Genomic DNA, 22,923 nt, shown 5'->3' with positions numbered 1-22,923 from the left:
TATTCACAGGGTCGATGATTGTGGTCTAAGGCGCATGCAACGCGGTATGACCGCGACGCGCGTGAATGACGATCGTCTCAGCTTCCCGGCGTCCAGGGCTGATAGTCGCCGGTCGCCTTGGGGCGGCGGCCGCTCGCCAGCGTCGAGCCGGAGGGGCGGTAGGCCGCGGGCGTGCCGGTCAGGTTCGGAACGTGTGGCTTCTCCCACTCCCGCGGCGTGTAGGTCTCTTCAGTCGGCGCGGTATCGACAACGTGATGCAGCCAGCCATGCCATGACGGCGGCACCCGGCTCGCCTCGGCAAGCCCGTTGTAGATCACCCAGCGCCGCTCGAAACCCAGCGTCGGATCGATCTTGCCGCCCTTGGTGCGGTAGTAGCGGTTGCCCTGCTCGTCCTGTCCGACCAATTCGCCGAACCGCCACGTCCACAATTGCGTGCCGAATGTTTGGCCGTTCCACCAAGTGAAAAATTTCAGCAGAAACAGCTTCATGAGGGCTCGGCCGGTTCGAGATATCGTGCCGCTCTGATGCCACCGGCCGGACGGATTGTCCAGACAGAGGCTGACATTCCGGCCGTGCCGGACGGCGGCTTGCTGCCCGTCCACAGTCGCGGAATCGGCGCAATCCGTTCATCCCGACACAGTTCCGCGATCCGACAGGCTGTATTCGCGTGCAATCAACGCGCGGGCTCTGGAACGTCCGCCCCTTGAGCGGGTTAGGGCCTATATCCCGCAAATGGAGCCTAAAATGATCAGTCTAAAGGTTTTGAGTACCGCGGCAGCGATGGCGCTTGTGTTGCCGGTGGTCGCGCCAAGCCTCAGCGCCGTTCAGGCGCAGTCTATCGGTGGCGCCAGGGGCGGTGGCGGTGCGGCTGTCGGCGGCGGTGGCGGTGCGGCTGTCGGTGGCGGCGGTGCAGCTATCGGTGGCGGTGGCGGCATGAGAGGTGGCGGCGGTGGCATGGCGGCCGGTGGCGGCGGCGCAGCTATCGGTGGAGGCGGCGGCTTTAGAGGCGGCGGCATGGCCGTTGCACCCGGCGGTAGAGGTGGCGGCGTGGCCGTTGCACCCGGCGGTCCCGGCTTTAGGGCCGGCGCCGTTGCCAGCACGGAAGGCCGCGGAACCGGCTTTGTCCGGCCCGCGCCAGTCGTCGGTGGAGGTACCGTCGCAGGTGGCGGCTGGCACGGCGGCGGCCGTCACTTCCATCATCGCCATCATCACCACCGTCACGGCGGCTTCTGGCCGGGCTTCGCGATCGGTGCCGGTATCGGGTCGGCCTATGGCTATTACGGTAGCACCTATTACGATGACCCCTACTATTACGACGACACCATAGTCGCCGCAGCGCCCGTGGTCGGTGATGATGCCGTCGCGTATTGCATGCGGAGATACAAGTCCTACGACCCGGCGTCAGGAACGTATCTCGGTTATGACGGGCAACGTCATCCCTGCCCGGCGCAATAGCAAGACATCGTGAGTTCGAAGGGCGGCGCATTCCGGTGCGCCGCCTTCTTTGTTTGAAATTACTTACGAGCGCAACGCCACCGCGACGCCGCCGAGCGTAAACACCAGTGCAGCGATCTCGCGCAGGCCGAGCGGCTCGCCCAGCATCGCTGCCGCTGCAAGCACCCCGATGACAGGAACCAGCAAGGTTCCGATCGAGGCCGTCGCCGCCGGCAGCCGCTCCAGCGCGGCAAACCAGCACACGTAGCACAGGCAGAACTGGATCAGCGTCATGTAGAGCAGCGACGCCCAGCCGATGGATGATAGATCCGCCAGTTGCGGCTGCTCGACCACAAGGCCCACGATCGCGATCGGCAGGCAGCCCAGCCCGATCTGCCAGGCGGCCAGCGACAGCGGCGGCATCGCCAGCGGAAAATGCTTGGTCAATACGGTGCCAAGCCCAACGCACACAGCGCCTGCCAGCGCGCAGGCGATGCCCGGCAATTTCTCGACGCTAGCCTCGATGCCGTTGCCGCCAATCAGCACGGCGATGCCGGCAAGCGCGACCATCAGCGCGACGGCGCGGAGCGGCGACAGCCGCTCGCCGAGGATCGGCCGTGCCAGAAACGCCACCCAGACCGGGATCGATATCCCGAGCACTGCGGCCTCGCTGGCGGTGAGCCACAATAGCGCCAGCCCCATGAACGCGACCCAGCCGCCGATCGTGAGCATCGAGACCAGGAGCAACCGCAGCCACATGAGACGCGGCACGCTCAATTTCTGCCGCCGCGCGACCGCAAACAGCGCCAATGCCGCGGCGCCGACGATGCCGCACAGGCCGCGCGAGGACAATGGCGGCCATTCGGTCAGTAAATGTTTCATGATCGGAAAGTTGAGGCCCCACCCCACTGACGTAACGGCGAGCAGGATGAGCCCGAGTGGCGACAGCCGGGCGGCAGCGACGCGCCTCGCATGGTTGATTGGCGACATGAAAGGATTGGGTCCGGAACCGGCGGTTGAATTTGTTATCGTTCTGATACAGCGAAACGGAATTGCCCTCGGCAGCTTTTATGGGCACTCTACCATGCAGACGACCTGTCGATGTTTCGACTTAATCGTCACATGGGACGTGCGACTTGCCGCCGCCCTGAGGAAGAAGGAATCATCGTGCCGCGCGTTCTCGTGGTCGATGACGACCCGATGGTATGCGTTGCCATCGAGGTTTGTCTGACGCGCAAGGGTTTCGAGGTCACCGTTGCCGACGGTGGTGAAGCGGGAATGCGCGCGCTCGAAACTTCCGATTTCGACGTCATGCTGATCGATGTGCTCATGCCGCATATGCGCGGCTTCGAATCGATCCGGATGTTCCACGAGCGCAAGCCGGATGTACCTGTTATCGCGATGTCGGGCTACGCCTTCGCCAACACCGAACGCGCACCGGAGTTCCTGCGGATGACCATCGAGCTCGGCGCAGCATGCTGTCTGCGCAAGCCGTTCACGCCGGACGCATTGTTGACCTCGGTCAACCAATGCATCACCAACCCGAAAGCTTCCGCGCAGCAGTCAAAATCGTGAAGTAAACAACTGGCAATGCCCTCGCAGCGTATCATTCTTGGAATTGGCCTCGCGATCCTCCTCATTATCGGCGCTGCCTCGATCGGTCTTGACCTCAAGTCGCGGTCCGATGCAGCCTCGGTCGACCGTGCGCTTGGAATTCTCAGCAAAATCTCGGATATGCGCCCGCTGCTGCGCCGGACGGAAAGCGCGGCGCGCGCCTTTGCGCTATCGGGCGATCAGGAATTCGCCAGGGAATACCGCGAGGCCAGCGACGCCACCCTGCCGGCGCTGGCGGCACTGGTCGAGGCGGTCAAGGATAATCCCACCGAAAGGCGGCTGATCGAGGAAACCAAGGCGCTGGTCGAGCGGCAGATTGCCTTCAATGGCGAGTTGATCAGGCTGCGCACCGCGGGAGATGGCGCCGCTGTCGCGGCGCTCGTTAACCAGGAGGACCGTGCGGCGACGGCCGCAATCACCGAAAACCTCGAGAAAGCGGTCGCAGAAGAGCGCAGGCTGCTTTTTGCCAGACGCGCCGAATCCGAAACCAACGGGACGCTCCTGCTGGCGATCGATCTCGCCGGCGTCCTGCTGATTCTGTTCCTCGCCACTCTTCTGACGGTCTCAACCCGCCGCTCGCGCCGGGAACTGCAGGATTCGCTGAGCGCCACCAAGGCCACCAACGAGGCGCTGGAGGCCGCGGTCGCCGAGCGCACCGAACATCTGGTCGCCGCGCATGAAGAACTCAGGCTTTCGGCCGCGGTCTTGCGCAGCACCTTTCACAGCATGGCGGAGGCGGTGCTTGTCATCGACACCAGGGGCGAGGTTTTGCTCTCGAACCCGGCCGCCGAGAAGATGCTGCGCTACCGGCCGGGCATGACGGTCGAGCACTTACGGTCGCTCAGCGCGGTTTTCCATGCCGACGGCGTCACGCTGCTACCTGTCCATGACATGCCCGCCTCGCGCGCGCTGCGCGGCGAAGCGTTCGACGCCAGCGAGATCGTGTTGCGCCCGGTTAGCGGCGATCCGCCGGTTCACCTCGTGATCAGCGGCCGGCCGCTGCGCGATGCCTCGGGTGCCATCAGCGGCGCAGCGCTGGTCTACCACGACATCACGGGGTCGCGCGAAACCGAGCACAAGCTGCAGCAAGCCCAAAAGCTCGACGCCATCGGCAAGCTCACCGGCGGCGTCGCGCACGACTTCAACAACATGCTGACCGTGATCACCGGCACCACCGAAACGCTGGTAGCCAACCTTGCGCACGAGCCGGCGTTGCAGAAGACCGCCGAACTGATTGACCAGGCGGCGGAGCGCTGCAGCGAGCTGATCCAGCATCTGCTCGCCTTCGCCCGCCGCCAGCCGCTGCAGCCGCGCAATGTCGACATCAACGCGACCGTGCTCGATATCGCAAAACTGCTTCGCCCGACGCTCGGCGAGCAGATCGAGGTCAACTCCATTCTCGAGCAGGAAGTGGCGATTGCCCATATCGACGCATCGCAGCTCGCCAACTCCCTGCTCAACATGGCGATCAACGCGCGCGATGCGATGCCGAACGGCGGCAAGCTGCTTTTGGAGACGCGCAACGTCGTGCTCGACGAGGCCTATGCGCAGGCCAACCCGGACGCAAAGCCAGGTCCCTATGTAATGCTCGCGGTCAGCGACACCGGCGCCGGCATGCCGCAGCACGTGCTGGACAAGGTGTTCGAGCCGTTCTTCACCACCAAGCAGGTCGGCAAGGGCTCAGGCCTCGGCTTGAGCATGGTCTACGGCTTCGTCAAGCAGTCCGGCGGGCATATCCGGATCTACAGCGAGGTCGACCACGGCACCACGATCAAGCTCTATCTGCCCCCTGCCCGCGGCCAGGTCGAGGCCGCGCCGCCGGCGGCAGCGGCGCTGCCGCATGGTAACGAGACCATCATGGTGGTGGAAGACGACGCGCTGGTGCGCAACTTCGTCACCACGCAATTGCAGAGCCTCGGCTATCGCACGGTGGCCGCTGCCAACGGACCGGCGGCGATGAACCTGATCGAAAGCGGTCAGGCGTTCGATTTGCTGTTCACCGATGTCATCATGCCCGGCGGCATGACCGGCCGCGAACTGGCGGACAAGGTGTTGAAGCTCCGGCCCGGCGTCAAAGTCCTGTACACGTCCGGCTATACCGACAACGCGATCGTGCACCAGGGCCGTCTCGATCCCGGCGTGCTGCTGCTGACCAAGCCGTACCGGCAGTCGCAGTTGGCGAACATGGTGCGCCGCGCGCTGTCGGGATAAACAAGGCGCAAGCCCCCCTCCTGCGGCGTCGTTTTCGATGCCAACTTGATGTATGAACGGGTGACTTGGACGAAGAGATTCGGGAAGAGCCAAGGCTAATGGCCGACGTGATCTACAAGCGCTGCTATTTCGATTGGGGCGGACGCTGCGCCTACTGCGATGTTGGACTGCCCCGGATAAAGACTGGGGGCAAGGTCAAGGCCAGCATCGACCATTTTATCCCGCTCTCCAAGGGCGGTCAGAATGGCAGGAGCAACCGCGTCCTGTCCTGCTACCCCTGCAATCTCGCCAAGGGCGACACCGACCCGCGCGAGACGAATCAGTGGCGCCACATCGAACAGCGCCTCGCCGAGATCGCCGCTTCGCCGCTCATCAGTCACGGGAAGCTCAAACTGCTTATTCCCGAATTAGTGAAGCAACTTGCCGTCTAGGCATGATCCGCACCGGAAGGTGCCGCGTTGGCGTTGATCGAGGACGGCAAGTCGATCGAGCTGTTGTCCACCGACGTCATCATGGCCGGCGGGAATGACAGTGAGCCCCAGCTTATCATTCATACTAAGGACCGGCGAAGCCTCAATGGTCCTTTAAGACCTAGTGGGCTTGCCCGTGGCACCAACCAGCAGCAGTGCGCTCGCTCCAAACGTCGCGGCAGAATGCAGTCCGGAATTCATGAATACAGCTCATAACCACATCCGGATTTTCCCGGCTTATTGTTGTGCTTGGCGCGTCATACCCTGGCCACCAGGATGCCGCGCCCGTGTAGCAAAAGGCGTGATGGCTAGCAGGACGGTCATGTTCACGAGGACAGCTTTAGCGCTCGCATTTTTCTTTGGGCCAGGAGGACTGCTCATGGCGCAGGAACGTATCGTAATTTCTTCGGCATGGGGAGAGATGAGAGCTGAACTGGCAGACAACGAGACAGCCCGATCGCTTCTGCGGATGCTGCCGGTCACGATGGAGATGCGCGATCACCTGCGTCAGGAAAAGACTGGAAATCTGCCCGCACCGCTTGCGGAAACCTCGAGGCAGACCGGTTTTTCGAAGGGCACACTCGGGCTTTGGACTTCGGATCACTTCGTCATCTACTACCGCGACGGTCAGGTCCTGCAGCCGGGGATCATCGTCCTTGGACAGGTGAGCGATGACGTTTCGATTTTCGACCGACCCGGTTCGGTTGCCGTTACGATCGAACGCGCGCGCTGAATCCGACACCATCGACTGACCGCCACCTGGGTCCTATAATCAGGCAGTAATTATGAGAAGGACTCATGAGTGCTGCGCGAGAATATCAATGACCTTCTGGCCTTCCGGGCGGTGGCCCGCGAACGCAGCTTCACCAAAGCTGCTGCCACACTCGGCGTCTCGCAATCTGCGCTCAGTCATACGATCCGCGAGCTGGAGGCGCGACTTGGCGTGCGTCTCCTCACTCGTACGACGCGCGCGGTAGCCCCTACCGAAGCCGGCGAAAGATTGCTCAACGGCATCAGCACACATCTCGACGAAATCGAAGCGCAGGTCGAGGCGCTGGGGGAATTGCGTGACAAGCCCGCAGGCACGATCCGCATTGCGGCCGCCGACTATGCAATCAGCTATGTGCTGTGGCCAAAGCTGAAAAAGTTCCTCATCCGTTTTCCCGACATCAAGGTTGAGCTCGTACTCGATAATGGGTTGACAGACATTGTGACAGAACGGTTTGACGCTGGTGTGCGCATGGGCGAGCATCTTGCGAAGGACATGATCTCGGCACGGATCGGGCCGGACTTTTGTCTCGCCGTCGTAGGCTCCCCGGAATACTTCAAAGAACATCCCAGGCCGAAACATCCCAAGGACTTGGTCCAGCACACATGCATCAATTTCCGGCTGCCGACATCGGACCGCATGTATGCATGGGAATTCGAGGAGAACGGCCGGGAGCTGAAGGTCCGTGTGGACGGGCAGTTGGCTTTCAACAACATCTTCAATGCGCTCGATGCATCGCTGGAGGGGTTCGGGCTTGCTTACATCCCGGAAGAAATCATCATACCCCACGTTTCGAAGGGACGACTGGTGCGCGTCCTGCAGAACTTTTCGCCGTACTGGGACGGCTATCATCTCTACTACCCGAGCCGCCGTCAGTCGTCGCCAGCATTCATCGCGCTGGTCGAGGCATTGAGAGACCGGCAGTAGGCAGGAAAAGACCCCATGCGACCCTACATCATCTGCCATATGGGCACGTCGATCGACGGTCGCCTGCATCCGAGCCGGTTCACTTCGCCTGCGAAGGGCATCTCCCGAGATATCCTGCGTAGGCATTATGAACGCGTCCATGACCAGTTCGGCGCTGATGGATGGATCGTCGGCCGCAGGACCATGAGCGAGATGGCGAAGGGAGCGGAACGGCCAATCAAAGACCCCCATATTCGCGCGTGATGCCCATATTGCCGAGAGGGGCGGACGGACGCTTGCGATCGGCATCGATCCATCGGGCCGCGTTCATTACGGCAAATATTGGCGGCGACCACGTCGTCGCCGTTCTGGGCAAAGTGTCCGATGCGTACCTCGCGGAACTGCGTGAGGATGGCGTGTCTTATGTCTTCGCCGGCCCCAATGGCGATGATCTGCCCCGCGCGATGGAAGAGATCGCTTCGCTGCTTGGCGTCAAAACGCTTCTTCTCGAAGGCGGCGGCAAGATCAACGGCGCCTTTCTGAAGCACAAGCTCATCGATGAGTTCAGCACCTTGATCCATCCGGCCGTCGATGGCGTGGCCGGAGCGCAGAGCATCGTGGATTATCACGGGCCCGAGGGAGACCGCCCCGGATCCGGGCAATCGCTGCGCCTCGCGCACTGCGAAACGCTTGAAGGCGGCGTGGTGTGGTTGCGGCACGCGGTGGAACGTGCGCCAGGCTGATCTCTCACGATTGATGCCCCGCATGAAGGGGGCATCATAGCGGCATTGGACATGCAGTCTCGGTCATCGAGCGGGGCGCGCTTCTTCGCTGCAGAAGCGAACCCTCGCTTACGCGCCCCCTACTGCGCGCCCGATCCCCCCGCCACGATCTTCTCGTTCAGCTTCTGGTCCACGATCTCGACCGTGCGGTCGATCTCGGCGCTGGGCGCGCCGAGCTGGTGCGAGATCAGCTTCACGAGCAGGTCGACGCGCTCGATGAACGGCGCGCCGGCGGCGACCGCACGGGCCGCCGATGACGGCTTGAGCAGGCTTTCGGCCGCCTTGGCATATTTCCCGAACGGCACCTGATCCTGCGGATCGGCGCCGAGGCGCCGGGCGATGCCGTCAACGTGGTCGTAGATCGACTGCGACAGTTTCAGGTCGCCGTGCACGGCGTCGCGGATCGACTGCGGATCGTTCGGCGTGATGCAGCGGTAATTGCCGGTCAGCAGCATCGACCATTTGGCGAGCGGCACGAACAGCGAGTCGAACACTTTCAGCTTCACCGGGACGTCGTGGCCATCCAGCGTCACCGCATCGATATCAGCTTCCAGCTCGCGGAGCAGCTTGTTGTGCTGCTCATCCGCGAATGCCGCGGCCTTGAAGTTGGTCGGCAGGCCGACATGCAGGACGTTTGCCGCCTCTTCCGGCGGCCGGAAGGCCTGCGGATCGGGCGAGCATAGCGTCACCAGCCCGGGCTGGAAGCGTTCCCACACCTGCGCGTTGGTATAGGCCTCTTCCAAGTCCATGTCCGCCAGCGCCGGGATCCGCTTGAGATAGGGTAACGGCGGCATGTTCATGATCGACAGACAAGGCAGTTTCGCCTCGGCGATCTTGATCATCAGAACGCGGATCGTGTGATTGGTGTATTGCGGCTCCTGCATCGCGAGACCGACCAAGTCATAGCGGGAGAGGTCGACCTCGGCGGGCGTCGTCGCATCCAGCTTGCCCGGCAGGTTGCGCGAAAAGATCCCGCGGTGCACAGCTTCGTCGCGCAGCTTGATGCGTACTTCGGTGCCGTCGCGGTTGATGAGCTCGGCCGTCTTCTTCCGGCATACCAGGGTTACGTTGTGACCGGCCATCAAAAGCTTCGTCGCCAGCAAGGAGCCATACGAGGCCCCCAGGATCAGAATGTTGCGCGCCATACTCTCTCTTTCACAGATAAAACCAGCCCCTATAAGTCTGGCACCCATTATGCCAGAACTAACTCAGCAGGAGGCGTACTGCAAACTGGGAGATATTACAATCAGATAGCGGCTTTCAATTTTACCGTCCGGCTACGCCGTCGGTTTGCCGACGATGTTGTAGGTTAGATTGGAACGCCGAAAGAAGAATCGACTTCGTGAAAAATGGAGCGCGCAATGAGAACGACCATCCTTGTTCTTTTGTGTCTCGCGATTTCCTGTGAAATGTCTCTTGCGCAGCAATTAAATCGGTTCTGTATCGGAGAACGACGTTGTCCGACAGGCAGCCACACGCTGTACCCATGTGGGTCGGATGCCGACACTATTGCTGAGGAGCTCTGCACGGTTCGGCTGGGAGGCGGCCAGACAAAAGTGCTCCCGCATCAGCTCCGGAAGGATGGCACGAAAGCCGGCAAACGGTGCGGATACACTTGGTACAGCGTGACTTGTATGAAGAATTAGCCAGGTCAGGCATAAATTTCCGGAATTCTTGGCTCACGCGCTTCAGTCAAAGAACTCCACCGCACCTGTTTCGAGACTGTACATTGCACCGGCGATCTTGATTTCACCCTTCGCGTCCAGCTCGGCAAGCACGGGACTGTCCTTCCGGATGCCCGCAACGGTCATTTCTACGTTCTTTCTAGCGACGGCATCGACGAAGGCGTAGTTCTTTGCCAGGCGCTCGCCGGTATAGGTCGTCTCCTCCACTGCCGGTTTGATCTTGGTCAGCAAGCCCGTCAAATTTCCCAATTCGGCATTATCAATGGCGCCCTTGATGGCGCCGCATGCCGTGTGGCCCATTACGAGTACGACCTTTGCGCCCGCCAATTTGCAGGCGAATTCCATGCTGCCCAGGATGTCCGCGTTTCTAACGTTACCCGCGACCCGGCAATTGAAAATGTCGCCAAGTCCAAGATCCATGATCACCTCGGCAGGCGCACGCGAATCTATGCACGTCAGCAAGACGGCCGCCGGGCGATCTGCACGGAAGACGCTGCCACCGCCAATGCCGACTACAGTAGCTCCGGCAGCCAGTTTGAGAAAACCACGGCGACCCAGGCAATCGCAGCCAAGAGGATGTCCAAGCGTCTGGCGCACGTGCGATCTCCTTTCCTACATCTGGATCTCCAACGCGGCCACAATCACCAAGCTTGGCCGCGGCAGGCCAGCGGGATCACAAAAAAGCGTTTCAAACGAGCAACTCAGTGTCCGCTCAACACAAGTGTCTTGATCGGAAGCAGCAGGGCCTGGATGCGCAACAGCATCGCGTGCACGATGCCGACGGTGTCAACGGCATGCAACGCAAGCCGCTTGAAAAAGCCAGTCTCGTTCGAGGCAATCCGCTCGTGGTTACTGGTATAGGCGTTGACGATGCAACTGCTTCCCGGTGTCACGCCGCTAAGGCCGCCTTTATAGATCGGCTCCAGATAGGTGAGAATGGTGCCTGGACGCATCACCTGCTGCGCGTCGAGCAACTGCTCGCCAGCGCGGACCTGGCCTGCGGCGATGTAATCTTGCACACCGGTCACCACCATCGGAATGATAGTCCAGGGCTTCGAGATGCATGTGGCCTCAGCGACCATTCCAACCTTCATGACCTGCGCCTCGATCTGTCCAAAGCCCGCGAAAAGCGCGCGTTGTCCTGCCCCCTCCGGAATGAGAACGCCAGCCGAGCGCATCATAGGATTGACGACATCTCCCACGCGCAGCGTGAACTGCTCTACCCGGCCTGCGACGCCAGCCCGAATATAGGATTTGTCCAGATCGACCTGCGCATCGGCCAACGCCGCCTCCGCGCTTGCCTTCTCCGCGGGCAGAAGCGCGCTCACGCGAGTCATTGCTGATTGTTTCGAAGCTGTCGCGGAATCAAGGCTCCCTTGCCGACCCGCAAGCAGCACCTCGAGCTTTTCGATGTCACGCTGCGGGACTATGCCGGGATTGCGCCTTTGAAGTTCGCGTTTGGTGTCCAGCTCATCCGAAGCTTGCTGATAGGCGCCTTTGGCCTCCTGAATCTGTCCTTCGGCCTTGAGGATGTCGGCCTGCGCCACCAGCAAAGCGGCCTCGACTTCGGCGATCTTGCGCCGGGCCGCTTCCATTGCGGCTTCCTGCTTTGAAGTGTCCAGCTTGAAGATCACATCACCCTGCTGGACAGGAGCGCTGAAATCAGCGCGAACTTCTGCGACCCGGCCAATTCTCTCAGGAACGATCGGAATGGTCCTGTAGAACAGCGTCGCCGTGTTGGTCGACGGATGAAAATAGAAGATGACCGTAATCAGGCCGACCGTCAGCATGAGGCAGGTGACGATGCCCCACCTTAGCTCAAACCATACTGAATAGAAGGTGATCTCCCGCCCGAGACGCTTCCCTTGCCAGTAGCGGCGATAAAGGTAATCCGGAAAGATCGTGACCAGGGAGCAGAGCAGCAATTCAAGCATGGCTGCGCACTCCCCTAACGCCGGCTTTTGTCGCATCCGCTCCCTCGGGGCGAGCGGCGTGGGCCGGGCCTTCATCGGCTATTTCGGCCGCTTCGCTTCCTGGCGGAACGCCGGCCATCTTCTCGACGGATCCCGCGATGCTGCGCAGCGGCGTGCTGAAATCGGGCAAATCGATCATGGCAAGCAACAGCCCGATTACCCAAAACAGGTGAATGTGGGTAAAGAGCGCCAACAAACCCAACACAGCCACGATCTCGAATTGCAGCTTCTGCGATTTGTGCGCCATCCGCTCCGGCAAAGAGTGCAAACGCAGATAAAGATTACCGACCAACAGAACGGCACCGAGCAGAACGATGCCGACCACCACCATGAGGATATCGGTGCTATCAGGAGCGGTGATGAAGCCCGGCAGGTGATGCGGAGCGATTGGATGAAGCAACTCGCTCACGGCATACTCCATTCCAAAATGCAAACTATCGTACCGAAGAAAAACAGATACTCAGCTTCGCCGAAGGGTTGCATATTTGCACAAAACTGCAACTTGGCAAGCTAGGACCTTGTCGCCAGCACCACGCCCGCCAGCGTGAACACCAGGGCTGCGATCTGGATCAGCCCGAGCGGCTCACCGAGCGCGATGGCCGAGGCGACGACGCCGATCACCGGCACCGCCATGGTGCCGATCGCGGCGACTGATGCCGGCAGGCGGGCGAGCGCGGCGAACCAGCTCACATAGGCGATGCAGAACTGGATCACGGTGGAATAGATCAGCAGCCACCAGCCGAGCTGTGTCACCTTCTCCATCTGCGTGGTCTCGACGGCGAGACCGATGATGACGATCGGGAAACATCCCAGCCCGATCTGCCAGGCCGCGGCCGGGATCGGCGGCAGCGGCACCGGCAACTTCTTCGCCAGCACCGTGCCGAGCGCAAAGCCGAACGCGCCGCCAAGCGCCATCACCATGCCCGGCAGCTTTGCAGCGGTCGCGCTAAAGCCGTTGCCGCCCATGATGGCGGCGAGGCCGGCGAACGCCATCACCAGCGCCACTGTGCGCAGAATAGTCGGCCGCTCGCCGAGCACTGGCCAGGCCAAGAGCGAGGCCCAGACCGGCATGGTGTAGGCGATCAGCGCCGCTTCGCTGGCCGGCAGCCACAACAACGCCAGCCCCATCAGCACCATCCATCCCGTGACGTTGAGCAGGGCCGAGAGCATCAGCCGCGGCCACAAATGCCGCTCGACCTTGAGGCTTTGCGAGCGCGCCAGCGCCAGCACGGCCAAGAGCGCCGCGCCGACCACGCCGGTCGAGCCCCGCAGCGTCAGCGGCGGCAGCTCGCTCAACAGGTACTTCGTGACGGGCCAGTTAAACCCCCAGCCCACCGAGGTGATGGCGAGGAACATCAGGCCTGCGGGCGCGATCCGCATCGGCGCGCTGGTCGGTTTTGATTCTGTCATGGAGCCCGGCAGGGACGGAAAAACGGTGGAATCGGCCTCACCTTGCCGCTTATCGGCGGGCGCGACCACGGGCTCGCGGGCATGCCAGCCCTCCCCGTTCCGTAGCGTTACGTGAGTCTTTCGAACGCAATCCCGAAGGGAGAAAAAATACCTGCCCTGTGAACAGCGGGACGAAGCCTGTTTCCACACGCGAGGAAACAAATTTTTGGGTTGGGAATCCCTGAGGACTCACCGATACTTGGCACCATCACAGGCGCGGGAACACCCCCTGTTATCCCTCACTTTCCACCATATTTAGTATTTGATTCAGGAACTCGTACTACTCCTTGACGGGCGCAACGGGTTTGGCCTAGCCTTATTGCTGGACGGCGCGAGTTAAGTTCTGGGTCCCGCCGATCGCTCCCAAATGGGTTCCGAACGAACACTCCGTCAGCCGGTTGAGGCACGGATCGAGGGCTTGTCTGCCCAAAATTCGGGGGCGATCCGGGCCTTAAAAACGAGCCGAATGGCTCAAGGCGACGAGTCGCGGCGTTGAGTTGGGAGCATGGTCCGGAAAAGTGGGTACCGGTTTTCCGAACAGACCATGCTCAAACGAAGGAAGGGGCTGCCTTGCCGAAAAGGCGGGACGAGCCCTTGGGGTGGCGAAGACAGAAACAGGGCCGGGTCCACCGGTAGAGCTTGCGGATCTCAGGGACCAAGGTTGTCTTCAACCTTGGTGCCGAAAGTTCGCTCACTGAAACATCCGGCAACCGCAGGAAATGCGGACCGGGCAAGAAGACGGGGCACGACAACTATGCGAATCGAACGGCGCAACACCACTTCCGGCCAGTCACCCTATGCAGGGATTGATTTCAGGCTGACGACATCGGAGATCCGCAACCCCGACGGTTCGGTCGTGTTTCGGCTTGAGAATGTCGAAGTGCCCCAGTTCTGGTCGCAGGTTGCCTCCGACGTCCTGGCGCAGAAGTACTTTCGCAAGGCCGGCGTTGCCGCGCGCCTGAAGAAGGTCGAGGAAGAGACCGTCCCGTCGTGGCTGTGGCGCTCGGTGCCGGACACCGAGGCCCTCGCCCTGCTCCCTGAAAGCGAGCGCTATGTCGGCGAGACCAGCGCAAAACAGGTGTTCGATCGCCTCGCCGGCTGCTGGACCTATTGGGGCTGGAAGGGCGGCTATTTCTCGTCAGATGAAGACGCGCAGGCGTTCTGCGACGAGCTGCGCTACCAGCTCGCAAAACAGATGGTCGCGCCGAACTCGCCGCAATGGTTCAACACCGGGCTGCACTGGGCCTATGGCATCGATGGTCCCGGCCAGGGCCACTATTACGTCGACTGGAAGACCGGCAAGCTGACCAAGTCGAAATCGGCCTACGAGCACCCGCAGCCGCACGCCTGCTTCATCCAGGGCATCGAGGACGACCTCGTCAACGAGGGCGGCATCATGGACCTCTGGGTGCGTGAGGCGCGCCTGTTCAAATACGGCTCCGGCACCGGCTCGAACTTCTCGCGCCTGCGCGGCGAAGGCGAGCGCCTCTCCGGCGGCGGCCGCTCGTCCGGCTTGATGTCCTTCCTGAAGATCGGCGACCGCGCGGCGGGAGCCATCAAGAGCGGCGGCACCACGCGCCGCGCGGCCAAGATGGTCGTGGTCGACGTCGATCACCCCGACATCGAGACCTATATCGACTGGAAGGTGAAGGAGGAGCAGAAGGTGGCGGCGCTGGTCACCGGCTCCAAGATCAACCAGAAGCACCTCAAGGCCGTGCTGAAGGCCTGCGTGAACTGTGAGGGTTCGGGCGATGACTGCTTCGATCCCGAGAAGAACCCGGCGCTCCGTCGCGAAATCAAGCTCGCACGCCGCGCGCTGGTGCCCGACAACTACATCAAGCGGGTGATCCAGTTCGCGAAGCAAGGCTACAAGGACATCGATTTCCCGATCTACGACACCGACTGGGATTCGGAAGCCTACCTGACCGTCTCCGGCCAGAACTCCAACAACTCGGTCTCGCTGAAGGACGATTTCCTCCGCGCGGTCGAAACCGATGGCGAGTGGAATCTGATCGGCCGCACCAACAAGAAGATTACCAAGACTCTCAAGGCGCGCGAGCTCTGGGAAAAGATCGGCCACGCCGCCTGGGCCTCGGCCGATCCGGGCCTGCACTTCAACACCACCATGAACGACTGGCACACCTGCAAGGCGTCCGGCGACATCCGCGCATCGAACCCGTGCTCAGAATACATGTTCCTGGACGACACGGCGTGCAACCTCGCCTCGGCCAATCTGCTGACGTTCTATTCGACCACGACCAAGCGCTTCGACGTCGAGGCGTACGAGCACCTGTGCCGGCTCTGGACCATCGTGCTCGAAATCTCCGTGATGATGGCGCAATTCCCGTCGAAGGCGATCGCCGAACTCTCCTACGAGTTCCGCACGCTGGGCCTGGGCTTTGCCAACATCGGCGGCCTTCTGATGACCATGGGCCTGCCCTATGACTCCAAGGAAGGCCGTTCGCTGTGCGGCGCGCTGACCGCCGTGATGACCGGCATCGCCTACAAGACCTCGGCCGAGATGGCGGCTGAGCTCGGCACCTTCCCCGGCTACAAGAAGAACGCCCAGCACATGCTGCGCGTGATCCGCAACCACCGCCGCGCCGCTCACGGCGACGCCTCCGGCTATGAGGCGCTGTCGGTCAACCCGGTGCCGCTCGACCACGCCTCCTGCCCGCAAGGAGACGTCATCGCGCATGCGACGAAAGCGTGGGACGACGCGCTGGCGCTCGGCGAAGCCAACGGTTTCCGCAACGCGCAGACGACTGTCGTGGCGCCGACCGGCACCATCGGCCTCGTGATGGATTGCGACACCACCGGCATCGAGCCTGACTTCGCGCTGGTGAAGTTCAAGAAGCTTGCCGGTGGCGGCTACTGGAAGATCATCAACCAGGCCGTCCCCGCGGCGCTGCGCGCGCTCGGCTACAGCGAAGCGCATATTGCGGAGATCGAGGCTTACGCCGTCGGCCACGGCTCGCTCTCCAATGCCCCCGGCATCAACGTCTCGACACTGAAGGCCAAAGGCTTCACCGACGAAGCGCTGGCCAAAGTGGAAGCTGCATTGCCGACCGCCTTCGACATCAAGTTCGCCTTCAACAAGTGGACCTTTGGCGAGGACTTTTTGCGTGACAGGCTCGGCCTCGCGCCGGAAGCGATCGCCGCCCCCGGCTTCGACCTGCTCGCCGCGCTCGGCTTCACCAAGCGCGAGATCGAGGCTGCCAACGTCCACATCTGCGGCGCGATGACGGTCGAAGGTGCCCCGCATCTGAAGGCCGAACACTATCCGGTGTTCGACTGCGCCAACCCCTGCGGCAAGATCGGCAAGCGTTATCTATCGGTCGAGAGCCACATCCGCATGATGGCGGCCTCGCAGCCGTTCATCTCGGGCGCGATTTCGAAGACCATCAACATGCCGAACGACGCCACGGTGGAGGACTGCAAGGCGGCATATCTCTTGTCCTGGAAGCTCGCGCTGAAGGCCAACGCGCTCTACCGCGACGGCTCAAAACTCTCCCAGCCCTTGAACTCGCAGCTCATCGCCGACGATGACGACGAGGACGATGCGGTGGAGGCGCTCTACGAGAAGCCGATGGCTGCGCGCACTGCGCAGGTCTCGGAAAAGATCGTCGAAAAACTGGTCGAGCGCATCGTCGTGATGCGCGAGCGCGAGAAGATGCCGGATCGCCGCAAGGGTTACACCCAGAAGGCGGTGGTCGGCGGCCACAAGGTGTACTTGCGCACCGGCGAATATGACGACGGCCGTCTCGGCGAGATCTTCATCGACATGCACAAGGAAGGCGCGGCGCTCCGCTCCTTCATCAACAACTTTGCCATCGCCGTCTCGCTCGGCCTGCAATACGGCGTGCCGCTGGAGGAATATGTCGACGCCTTCACCTTCACCCGCTTCGAGCCGGCGGGCCCCGTGCAGGGCAACGACTCCATCAAGTATGCGACCTCGATCCTCGACTATGTGTTCCGCGAGCTCGCGGTCAGCTACATGTCGCGCTTCGATCTCGCCCATGTCGATCCGACCGAGTCGAATTTCGACGCGCTCGGCAAGGGCGTCGAGGAAGGCAAGGAGCCGTCCGACCAGGGCCAGCAGGCCACCAAATATCTGTCCAAGGGCCTGACCCGCTCGCGCACGGACAATCTGGTCGTGATGCGCGGCGGCGACGTGGATGCCCGCGGCTCCCACAACGTCACCGCGATCGGCGGCCACGGACCCAGCGCCCGCAGCTCCGACGCGCACGAAGGCGCCGTCGCCTTAAGGCAAGAATCCCAGCACGACCTGTCGCCGACAGAAAAGCTGGGAGCCCTGCAATGGAGCAAGTCCGGCAGCGCCGCAGTCGCCGTCGCCCCGTCCAAGGCCGAACGCCGGGCTGAGGCGAAAGCCAAAGGCTACGAAGGCGAGATGTGCTCGGAGTGCGGCAACTTCACGCTGGTGCGGAATGGCACGTGCATGAAGTGCGATACGTGTGGGTCCACGACGGGGTGTTCGTGAGCTATTGACAGATCGACGGAACGGGAAGGCCGCTTTAAATAGCGGCCTTTTCTACGCTCCGCAGAAACCCCATTGCGGATTATCGGAATCCAGTCAGCTTTTGTTCAAAACAAGTATCTACGAGCGAAGAGCTGGGGCGGAGTACTCGCCACGCTGTCCCTTTTGGACGAGGATATCCGGAACGAAGTCAGGCAATTTATAGAACGGCTCTTCGCCCTCACGGGCCATCAGCCCAAATAACAATCATCAAAGCACTTGCAAAAGTTGCAATTGCGCGACTACTAATCTTATAAATGTGAACGTCACCAAGCAGGGCGAACATCGCAATGTCGGTGTTCTGCTCAGGCTGCGCCCGTCCAAACTTGCGATCGAGGTTACACAATGGCACTTCCTATAAAGGGAATGGCACTTCCTATGAAGGGCATGAAGACAGCAATTGCGCTGCCGGATATTGCGCCGAACTCAGTTCCGATGCTGGAAGCGGTTACGAAGGCGTTGGGCGTGGAGAGAGGGATACTGCCAGCCGACGATCAGATCGCCCACGTTTGGAGCAATCTACCGCGCTTGATCGAGAAGATACCACCAGAACATCGCAGTGAAACAATTGTCCGAATGTGCGTTGCTGTGGCAGCCGGACTTTTCGATGGTGCCATCAACTACGCCTGGAACGCGGCCGTCATAGAACTCAGGAACAAAGTACGAAGCTTTGGTTTGGCGGTCGTTCCTCAGGTAATCGACAAAGACTTCGACGAAGCCGCGCTCGTTGATCTGAAAGACGCAGAGCTTCTCAGTTTATGTTTGAAATTGAATCTCATTACCGAAGATGGATTCTTTCTGCTCGATCAAAACCGAGACATCAGGAATAATTTTTCTGCTGCACATCCTACCAAGGGCGCACTTGACGAATACGAATTCCTCAATTTTCTCAGCCGATGCGGAAATCATGCTCTCACGAACGAGAAAAATCCTCGCGGTGTAGACATTCAAGGCTTCATCACGGCGATCAAGGCGTCTAGCTTTTCTCAGGAGCAGATAACACTTTGGGTCACTCGCCTGTCGGATACCTTCGATGCGCAGCGCGAGGCGTTGTTCAAAATGTTGCATGGCATCTATTGCGATCCTACGTCTGGCGAACAGGCTCGTGTGAATTCGTTGGCGATTTGCGAACCGTTCAAAGGCGCTCTTTCACCTAACTCCAAATCCGAACTGATTGATCGGCATCAAGAATACAAGGCGAGAGGCGACGAGAAGCGCAGCAAAGCGTCATCACAGTTCTTCGAAAAACTAGGCCTGTTGTCGCTGCTCGGCGATTCGGAACTTCATTTGATTTTCACAACGGCCAGCGCAAATCTACTCGCTGTGCACAACGCGATGAACAACTTCTACAACGAACCGCCGTTTGCACAACGCTTACGGCAAATTTCTGAACAGAATCAAATTCCAGCGAGCGCACAATATTCGGTAGTGGAAGCTGTCACGACGTGTGCGGTGGGGAACCCTTGGGGTGTTTCAAACGCGGCAATGCCGTCGTACGAAAAAATGATAAAATCGTTCTCGCCCAGCGAAGTTGGAATACTGCTCAACTTTGGATCGTTGCCCAGCACAGTCGTCGGAAACCGAATAAAGAACCAAACAAGTTGTAGAAAGCGGTTCGCGCAGCTGGTGACGCTCATTTCAGCAGCCAGCGTGCCGACGCAGTCCAAAGCTCAATACGATTATTGGATAAAAGAAGCCAAGGCTTAGCTCGGACGGCGGATTAACGCAGCCAAGTCCGCCACCTCGGTTCAAGCCGCCTATTCGCTGCCTGATGTATATCGAATTCACTACACAGAAAGCCCTCGCGCTGATCACCGCAACCTGATCTCACCGACGAGACTACCCGATGGCTGCCAGTACTGTCGATTTGATAGCTAAACTCGCCGGACCAGCGGCAACTGTTTTGGCAGCTCTGACGGCTGCCGGTGTTGCGATTGCGTTCGGTTTGTACCAGGCGAAGATGTCAAAGCGGCAAGCTGACATCGCCCAAGACAAATTGGCACTCGATTTGTTTCAGCGTCGCTTGGAGACATTCTCGACGGTTCGTCGGGCGATTGCAAAAATCATCTCTCACGGGGCGTCGGACCCGGCGATCGAAGCAGACTTATTGGAAGGGATAGATGCTGCCCGCTGGTTATTTGGGCCTAACATTAGAAAATACTTGGACAGCCTGTATAATCACGCACTGGATTTGGACGTTTGTAACAAGGAACTGAAGGAACCGCACTTGATCCCATCCGATCGCGCCGCAATTTTGGCAAGGCGACGAGAGCATTTCAATCAGCTTGAAAATTTCTACAAGCGTATCGACGAGCTATTCGGCCCCTATCTTTCCGTCACTCACGAGTTCTCGCGATGAATTCCCGAGACCAATCTAGAGATTGCGGTGACACCCATTAGCCGGCCGATCGTCAAGGCCGCAAAGCAATTTTTGGCAGCGCCAGCTGCCAACGTCTTTCATTGGTCGCTTCCAGCTACTGGGATTACGGTGACAGTGCACTTAAATTGGCGAAGTGCAGTTTAGTGCACTGTCACCTAATCATCACCGCTGCCTTTGCGCCAGATAGAATCCGAACAGCACCGTGACCAGTCCCGCTGCCTGCAACGCGGTCGGAAGCTCGCGAATTACGGTGACAGTGCACTCAATTCCGAAGCTTAGCCCACGCCAAATCTCGTCAACGACATTGACCAAACGCACGTCGCTTCGATGGGCGGGGTCTCGAGGCCATTGAATCAGGCCTCGACAGAGGTCGTGAGAAAGCTGGTGAGACGCGGCGGCTGATAATCTGATCGGTGGCAACCCATGATCGAATTTCCAAATCATAGCCGTTCATATGACCAAACCCGGCGAGCCGTGCGGTTTTGGGGACACGACAGCGCGCTGGAAGCGTCATTCTTCATCGACGAAGGCGCATTGAGGCGAATTCAACCAGATGCCCGCCCCGACGAGTCCGGCTTACTGGACGCGTTCGATTGCAACCGTGATGTGATATGTGCGGCGGCTGCGAAGGTTTACGTCCGTGGCAGCCGCGGCTCTTACGATCTGGTCGCCGCAAATTTCTGAAACGAAACACTTACGACCTTCTGACTAGAGACCAAGAACGTGCTGTACAGCATCACGCCAAGGGTCTACCGTTGAACGACAAGGTACAGTTGTTCGCCTTGAAGCTGTCCATGAAGCGGTGACGTCCGAAGTCGCTGCTCGTCCTCGTAGCGGCAGCTTGCGTGCCATCGGAAGGCGCAATCTCAATAGGCTGAATGTTTTTGCCAAGCGCGGACGCGGCGTCCTGCGGCTGCGAACGCGCTCGTGCGCGCAAACAACAACAAGGGAGACCATCATGAGAATGCCCGACATTTTGCAAGGTGAGGCGCGAACCCGTTTTCTCCAAGGTATCGCGTTCGGCGCTGTTGCGGCGATGGCGATCGGATTCATGTGGGGCGGCTGGGTCACCGGCGGCACTGCCAAGACCATGAGCGCCATGGCAGAGAGCAACGGCCGGATGTCTGTCCTGGTCCCGATCTGCGTCGCGCAGTTCACGGCGGCCGACGGCGCCGTCGCCAAGTTCAAGGCGGCGGGCCCCTATTCAAAGGAGAACGTCATCAGCGAATACGTCAAGACCGTTGCCTCCACGAGCATGGACTATTCATTCGCCAGGGCCTGCGCAGCCGGCGTGGAAACCGAGCTCTCCAAGACGGCCACAAAGAGCTGAGCGGCCGGTTCGCCAAGACACGGATTGCAGCGAAATGAGCGGTCAGAGATCCGGACGGCGTTCCTATCTTGTCTATGGCTTGCTGGCCGTCATCCTGTTTGGCGGTTATGTGCTGGTCAGTGATCTGCAAAACGACGACTCCGCAACCATTGCGCCGACCCTGTCACTCAATCGCTGACGAGGCGCGCGGGCTGGAATTACGGGTGACACAATTACGGTGACAGTGCACTTAATCTGCCGACGGCGAAGTGCTGTTTAGTGCACTGTCACCGTAATTGATGACGGCACGGCCGATGACACACCTCACCGCTGCCTCTGCGCCAGATAGAATCCAAACAGCACCGTGACCAGTCCCGCCGCCTGCAGCGCGGTCGGGGGCTCGCCGAGCAGGAGCCAGCCGGCGAGGATCGTCAGCGCCGGCACAGTCGCGGGAAACACCGCGGCGCGGGCGACGCCGATGGTCTGGACCGAGAATGCGAACAGATACAGCGCGGCGGGGCCGGCCAGGATGCCTTGTGCCAGCGCCTGCAGCGCGTTTTCGCCAAGGCCCAGCGCCGCCACGCGCGCGAACCCGCCAAAGGCCGCATAGAGCGGCAGCAGCGCCAGCGACACCACGCTGATGACGGTGGCGGCCGAGAACGCCGAGACGCGCCAATGGCGCAGCAGCGTGCCGAACACGGCGAACATCAATCCGGTCATCACGAACAGCAGATCGCCCAGCACGCCATCGGCGCCGATATGCCCGATCGACTCGGCGCCGATCACCGCAAGCCCGCCGATGATGACGAGCGCCCCCAGCACGCGCGAGGGCGGAACCCGCTCGCGCAAGAACACCGCGGCCAGCAGCAGGCCGCCGAGCGTCGCGCTGGAAGGCTGGATGACGCTGCCATGGCCGAGCGGCACGAACAGGAAGCCGGTATAGCTGATGAGCGACATCACAGGCCCGCCCAGCACCATCAGCACCAGTCCGCGGCCCCATCCGATGCCGCTGAGATTGCCGATGCCGGCGCGAAGCACGAGCGGCAGGAACACCAGCCCGGACCACACGAAGCGGTGCATCAGCAGGTCCGGCGGCGTGAAGCCGACCTTCAGCCCGTGCCGGGTCGCGACAAAGCCGAGCGCCCAGAACAGCGCCGCACCCACGCCGCACGCGACCCCAAGCAGAGCCGGCTTCGCGTCAGGCTTTTGGGCTGGAGCATCGCCGCCGCTGGTCGGCTGGTTCATGGCGGACGCTTACGTCACCCTGCACCCCTGTTCAACCCACGCCCATGCAGGGCTGACGGGCGCTCATCCGCCCTACGCTCGCTACTTTGCATGGGGTTGTTTTCGCGATTTTGTGTCCGGGCCCTGCGATGTACTGCGGAAGAGTATCTGCACTGGGTC

Annotated in this window: 22 protein-coding genes; 14 read left to right on the top strand and 8 right to left on the bottom strand. The window is 60.8% G+C overall.

Annotated features, from left to right (window positions below; translation table 11 throughout):
- Window positions 1-77 precede the first annotated feature (77 nt).
- Entirely contained in the window at window positions 78-488 is a 411-nt protein-coding gene (locus KJQ96_RS21750) for an NADH:ubiquinone oxidoreductase subunit NDUFA12 (protein WP_213288582.1), read from the bottom strand.
- Window positions 489-744: 256 nt separating this feature from the next.
- On the opposite strand from KJQ96_RS21750, the gene KJQ96_RS21745 reads away from it, so the two are divergent.
- A complete protein-coding gene (locus KJQ96_RS21745) occupies window positions 745-1,455 on the top strand; it encodes a BA14K family protein (protein WP_213288581.1) in 711 nt (236 codons plus the stop codon).
- A 63-nt stretch (window positions 1,456-1,518) separates the two neighbouring features.
- On the opposite strand, the gene KJQ96_RS21740 is transcribed toward KJQ96_RS21745, so the two are convergent.
- Window positions 1,519-2,424, bottom strand: coding sequence for a DMT family transporter (locus KJQ96_RS21740; RefSeq protein WP_213288580.1), 906 nt, complete (start codon window positions 2,422-2,424; stop codon window positions 1,519-1,521).
- Window positions 2,425-2,601: 177 nt separating this feature from the next.
- On the opposite strand from KJQ96_RS21740, the gene KJQ96_RS21735 reads away from it, so the two are divergent.
- The 7 genes from KJQ96_RS21735 to KJQ96_RS21710 all read left to right on the top strand — a co-directional run bounded on the left by KJQ96_RS21735 (window position 2,602) and on the right by KJQ96_RS21710 (window position 8,147).
- Window positions 2,602-3,009: a response regulator gene (locus KJQ96_RS21735; protein ID WP_213288579.1), complete on the top strand. Its 408-nt coding sequence runs from the start codon at window positions 2,602-2,604 to the stop codon at window positions 3,007-3,009.
- A 15-nt stretch (window positions 3,010-3,024) separates the two neighbouring features.
- On the top strand, window positions 3,025-5,259 hold the full coding sequence (locus tag KJQ96_RS21730) for a CHASE3 domain-containing protein (RefSeq protein WP_213288578.1): 2,235 nt from the start codon (window positions 3,025-3,027) through the stop codon (window positions 5,257-5,259).
- A gap of 98 nt (window positions 5,260-5,357) precedes the next feature.
- Window positions 5,358-5,690: an HNH endonuclease gene (locus tag KJQ96_RS21725; RefSeq protein WP_213288577.1), complete on the top strand. Its 333-nt coding sequence runs from the start codon at window positions 5,358-5,360 to the stop codon at window positions 5,688-5,690.
- A 418-nt stretch (window positions 5,691-6,108) separates the two neighbouring features.
- Window positions 6,109-6,462 (top strand): cyclophilin-like fold protein, encoded by a 354-nt coding sequence (locus KJQ96_RS21720; RefSeq protein ID WP_213288576.1) that lies wholly within the window; start codon window positions 6,109-6,111, stop codon window positions 6,460-6,462.
- A gap of 69 nt (window positions 6,463-6,531) precedes the next feature.
- Window positions 6,532-7,425 carry a LysR family transcriptional regulator gene (locus KJQ96_RS21715; protein ID WP_213288575.1) on the top strand — a complete coding sequence of 298 codons (894 nt, stop codon included), beginning with the start codon at window positions 6,532-6,534 and terminating at the stop codon, window positions 7,423-7,425.
- Window positions 7,426-7,440: 15 nt separating this feature from the next.
- Window positions 7,441-7,668, top strand: a complete 228-nt coding sequence (locus KJQ96_RS40320; RefSeq protein WP_249734343.1) for an RPB7/RPC8 family DNA-directed RNA polymerase subunit — start codon at window positions 7,441-7,443, stop codon at window positions 7,666-7,668.
- A 32-nt stretch (window positions 7,669-7,700) separates the two neighbouring features.
- On the top strand, window positions 7,701-8,147 hold the full coding sequence (locus KJQ96_RS21710; protein ID WP_249734341.1) for a dihydrofolate reductase family protein: 447 nt from the start codon (window positions 7,701-7,703) through the stop codon (window positions 8,145-8,147).
- A 119-nt stretch (window positions 8,148-8,266) separates the two neighbouring features.
- On the opposite strand, the gene KJQ96_RS21705 is transcribed toward KJQ96_RS21710, so the two are convergent.
- The 5 genes from KJQ96_RS21705 to KJQ96_RS21685 all read right to left on the bottom strand — a co-directional run bounded on the left by KJQ96_RS21705 (window position 8,267) and on the right by KJQ96_RS21685 (window position 13,254).
- The gene (locus KJQ96_RS21705; protein WP_213288574.1) at window positions 8,267-9,331 is read right to left on the bottom strand and encodes a ketopantoate reductase family protein; all 1,065 of its coding nucleotides are present in this window, start codon (window positions 9,329-9,331) and stop codon (window positions 8,267-8,269) included.
- A 543-nt stretch (window positions 9,332-9,874) separates the two neighbouring features.
- Window positions 9,875-10,468, bottom strand: coding sequence for a carbonic anhydrase family protein (locus KJQ96_RS21700; RefSeq protein WP_213288573.1), 594 nt, complete (start codon window positions 10,466-10,468; stop codon window positions 9,875-9,877).
- Between the two features lie 104 nt (window positions 10,469-10,572).
- Window positions 10,573-11,805: an HlyD family secretion protein gene (locus KJQ96_RS21695; RefSeq protein WP_213288572.1), complete on the bottom strand. Its 1,233-nt coding sequence runs from the start codon at window positions 11,803-11,805 to the stop codon at window positions 10,573-10,575.
- On the bottom strand, window positions 11,798-12,253 hold the full coding sequence (locus KJQ96_RS21690) for a hypothetical protein (RefSeq protein WP_213288571.1): 456 nt from the start codon (window positions 12,251-12,253) through the stop codon (window positions 11,798-11,800). The genes KJQ96_RS21695 and KJQ96_RS21690 overlap by 8 nt, the downstream gene beginning before the upstream one ends.
- 101 nt (window positions 12,254-12,354) lie before the next feature.
- A complete protein-coding gene (locus tag KJQ96_RS21685) occupies window positions 12,355-13,254 on the bottom strand; it encodes a DMT family transporter (RefSeq protein ID WP_213288570.1) in 900 nt (299 codons plus the stop codon).
- A gap of 793 nt (window positions 13,255-14,047) precedes the next feature.
- On the opposite strand from KJQ96_RS21685, the gene KJQ96_RS21680 reads away from it, so the two are divergent.
- The 6 genes from KJQ96_RS21680 (at window position 14,048) to KJQ96_RS21655 (ending at window position 21,718) form a co-directional block, all read left to right on the top strand.
- The gene (locus tag KJQ96_RS21680; RefSeq protein WP_213288569.1) at window positions 14,048-17,794 is read left to right on the top strand and encodes a vitamin B12-dependent ribonucleotide reductase; all 3,747 of its coding nucleotides are present in this window, start codon (window positions 14,048-14,050) and stop codon (window positions 17,792-17,794) included.
- A gap of 414 nt (window positions 17,795-18,208) precedes the next feature.
- Window positions 18,209-19,537: a hypothetical protein gene (locus tag KJQ96_RS21675; protein ID WP_213288568.1), complete on the top strand. Its 1,329-nt coding sequence runs from the start codon at window positions 18,209-18,211 to the stop codon at window positions 19,535-19,537.
- Between the two features lie 139 nt (window positions 19,538-19,676).
- Complete coding sequence (locus KJQ96_RS21670; RefSeq protein ID WP_213288567.1) at window positions 19,677-20,189, top strand: hypothetical protein; 513 nt, start codon at window positions 19,677-19,679, stop codon at window positions 20,187-20,189.
- Between the two features lie 444 nt (window positions 20,190-20,633).
- Complete coding sequence (locus KJQ96_RS21665) at window positions 20,634-20,894, top strand: DUF1488 domain-containing protein (protein ID WP_213288566.1); 261 nt, start codon at window positions 20,634-20,636, stop codon at window positions 20,892-20,894.
- A 274-nt stretch (window positions 20,895-21,168) separates the two neighbouring features.
- On the top strand, window positions 21,169-21,540 hold the full coding sequence (locus KJQ96_RS21660) for a hypothetical protein (protein ID WP_213288565.1): 372 nt from the start codon (window positions 21,169-21,171) through the stop codon (window positions 21,538-21,540).
- Between the two features lie 34 nt (window positions 21,541-21,574).
- The gene (locus KJQ96_RS21655) at window positions 21,575-21,718 is read left to right on the top strand and encodes a hypothetical protein (protein WP_213288564.1); all 144 of its coding nucleotides are present in this window, start codon (window positions 21,575-21,577) and stop codon (window positions 21,716-21,718) included.
- Between the two features lie 125 nt (window positions 21,719-21,843).
- Here the strand turns inward: KJQ96_RS21655 and KJQ96_RS21650 are convergent, their stop codons facing one another.
- Window positions 21,844-22,764, bottom strand: a complete 921-nt coding sequence (locus KJQ96_RS21650; RefSeq protein WP_213288563.1) for a DMT family transporter — start codon at window positions 22,762-22,764, stop codon at window positions 21,844-21,846.
- Window positions 22,765-22,923: the final 159 nt, after the last annotated feature.

This window comes from Bradyrhizobium sp. sGM-13 (genome assembly GCF_018398875.1).
In the GTDB taxonomy this organism is placed as follows: Bacteria; Pseudomonadota; Alphaproteobacteria; order Rhizobiales; family Xanthobacteraceae; genus Bradyrhizobium.
This window is presented reverse-complemented; position numbering and strand designations above follow the sequence as displayed.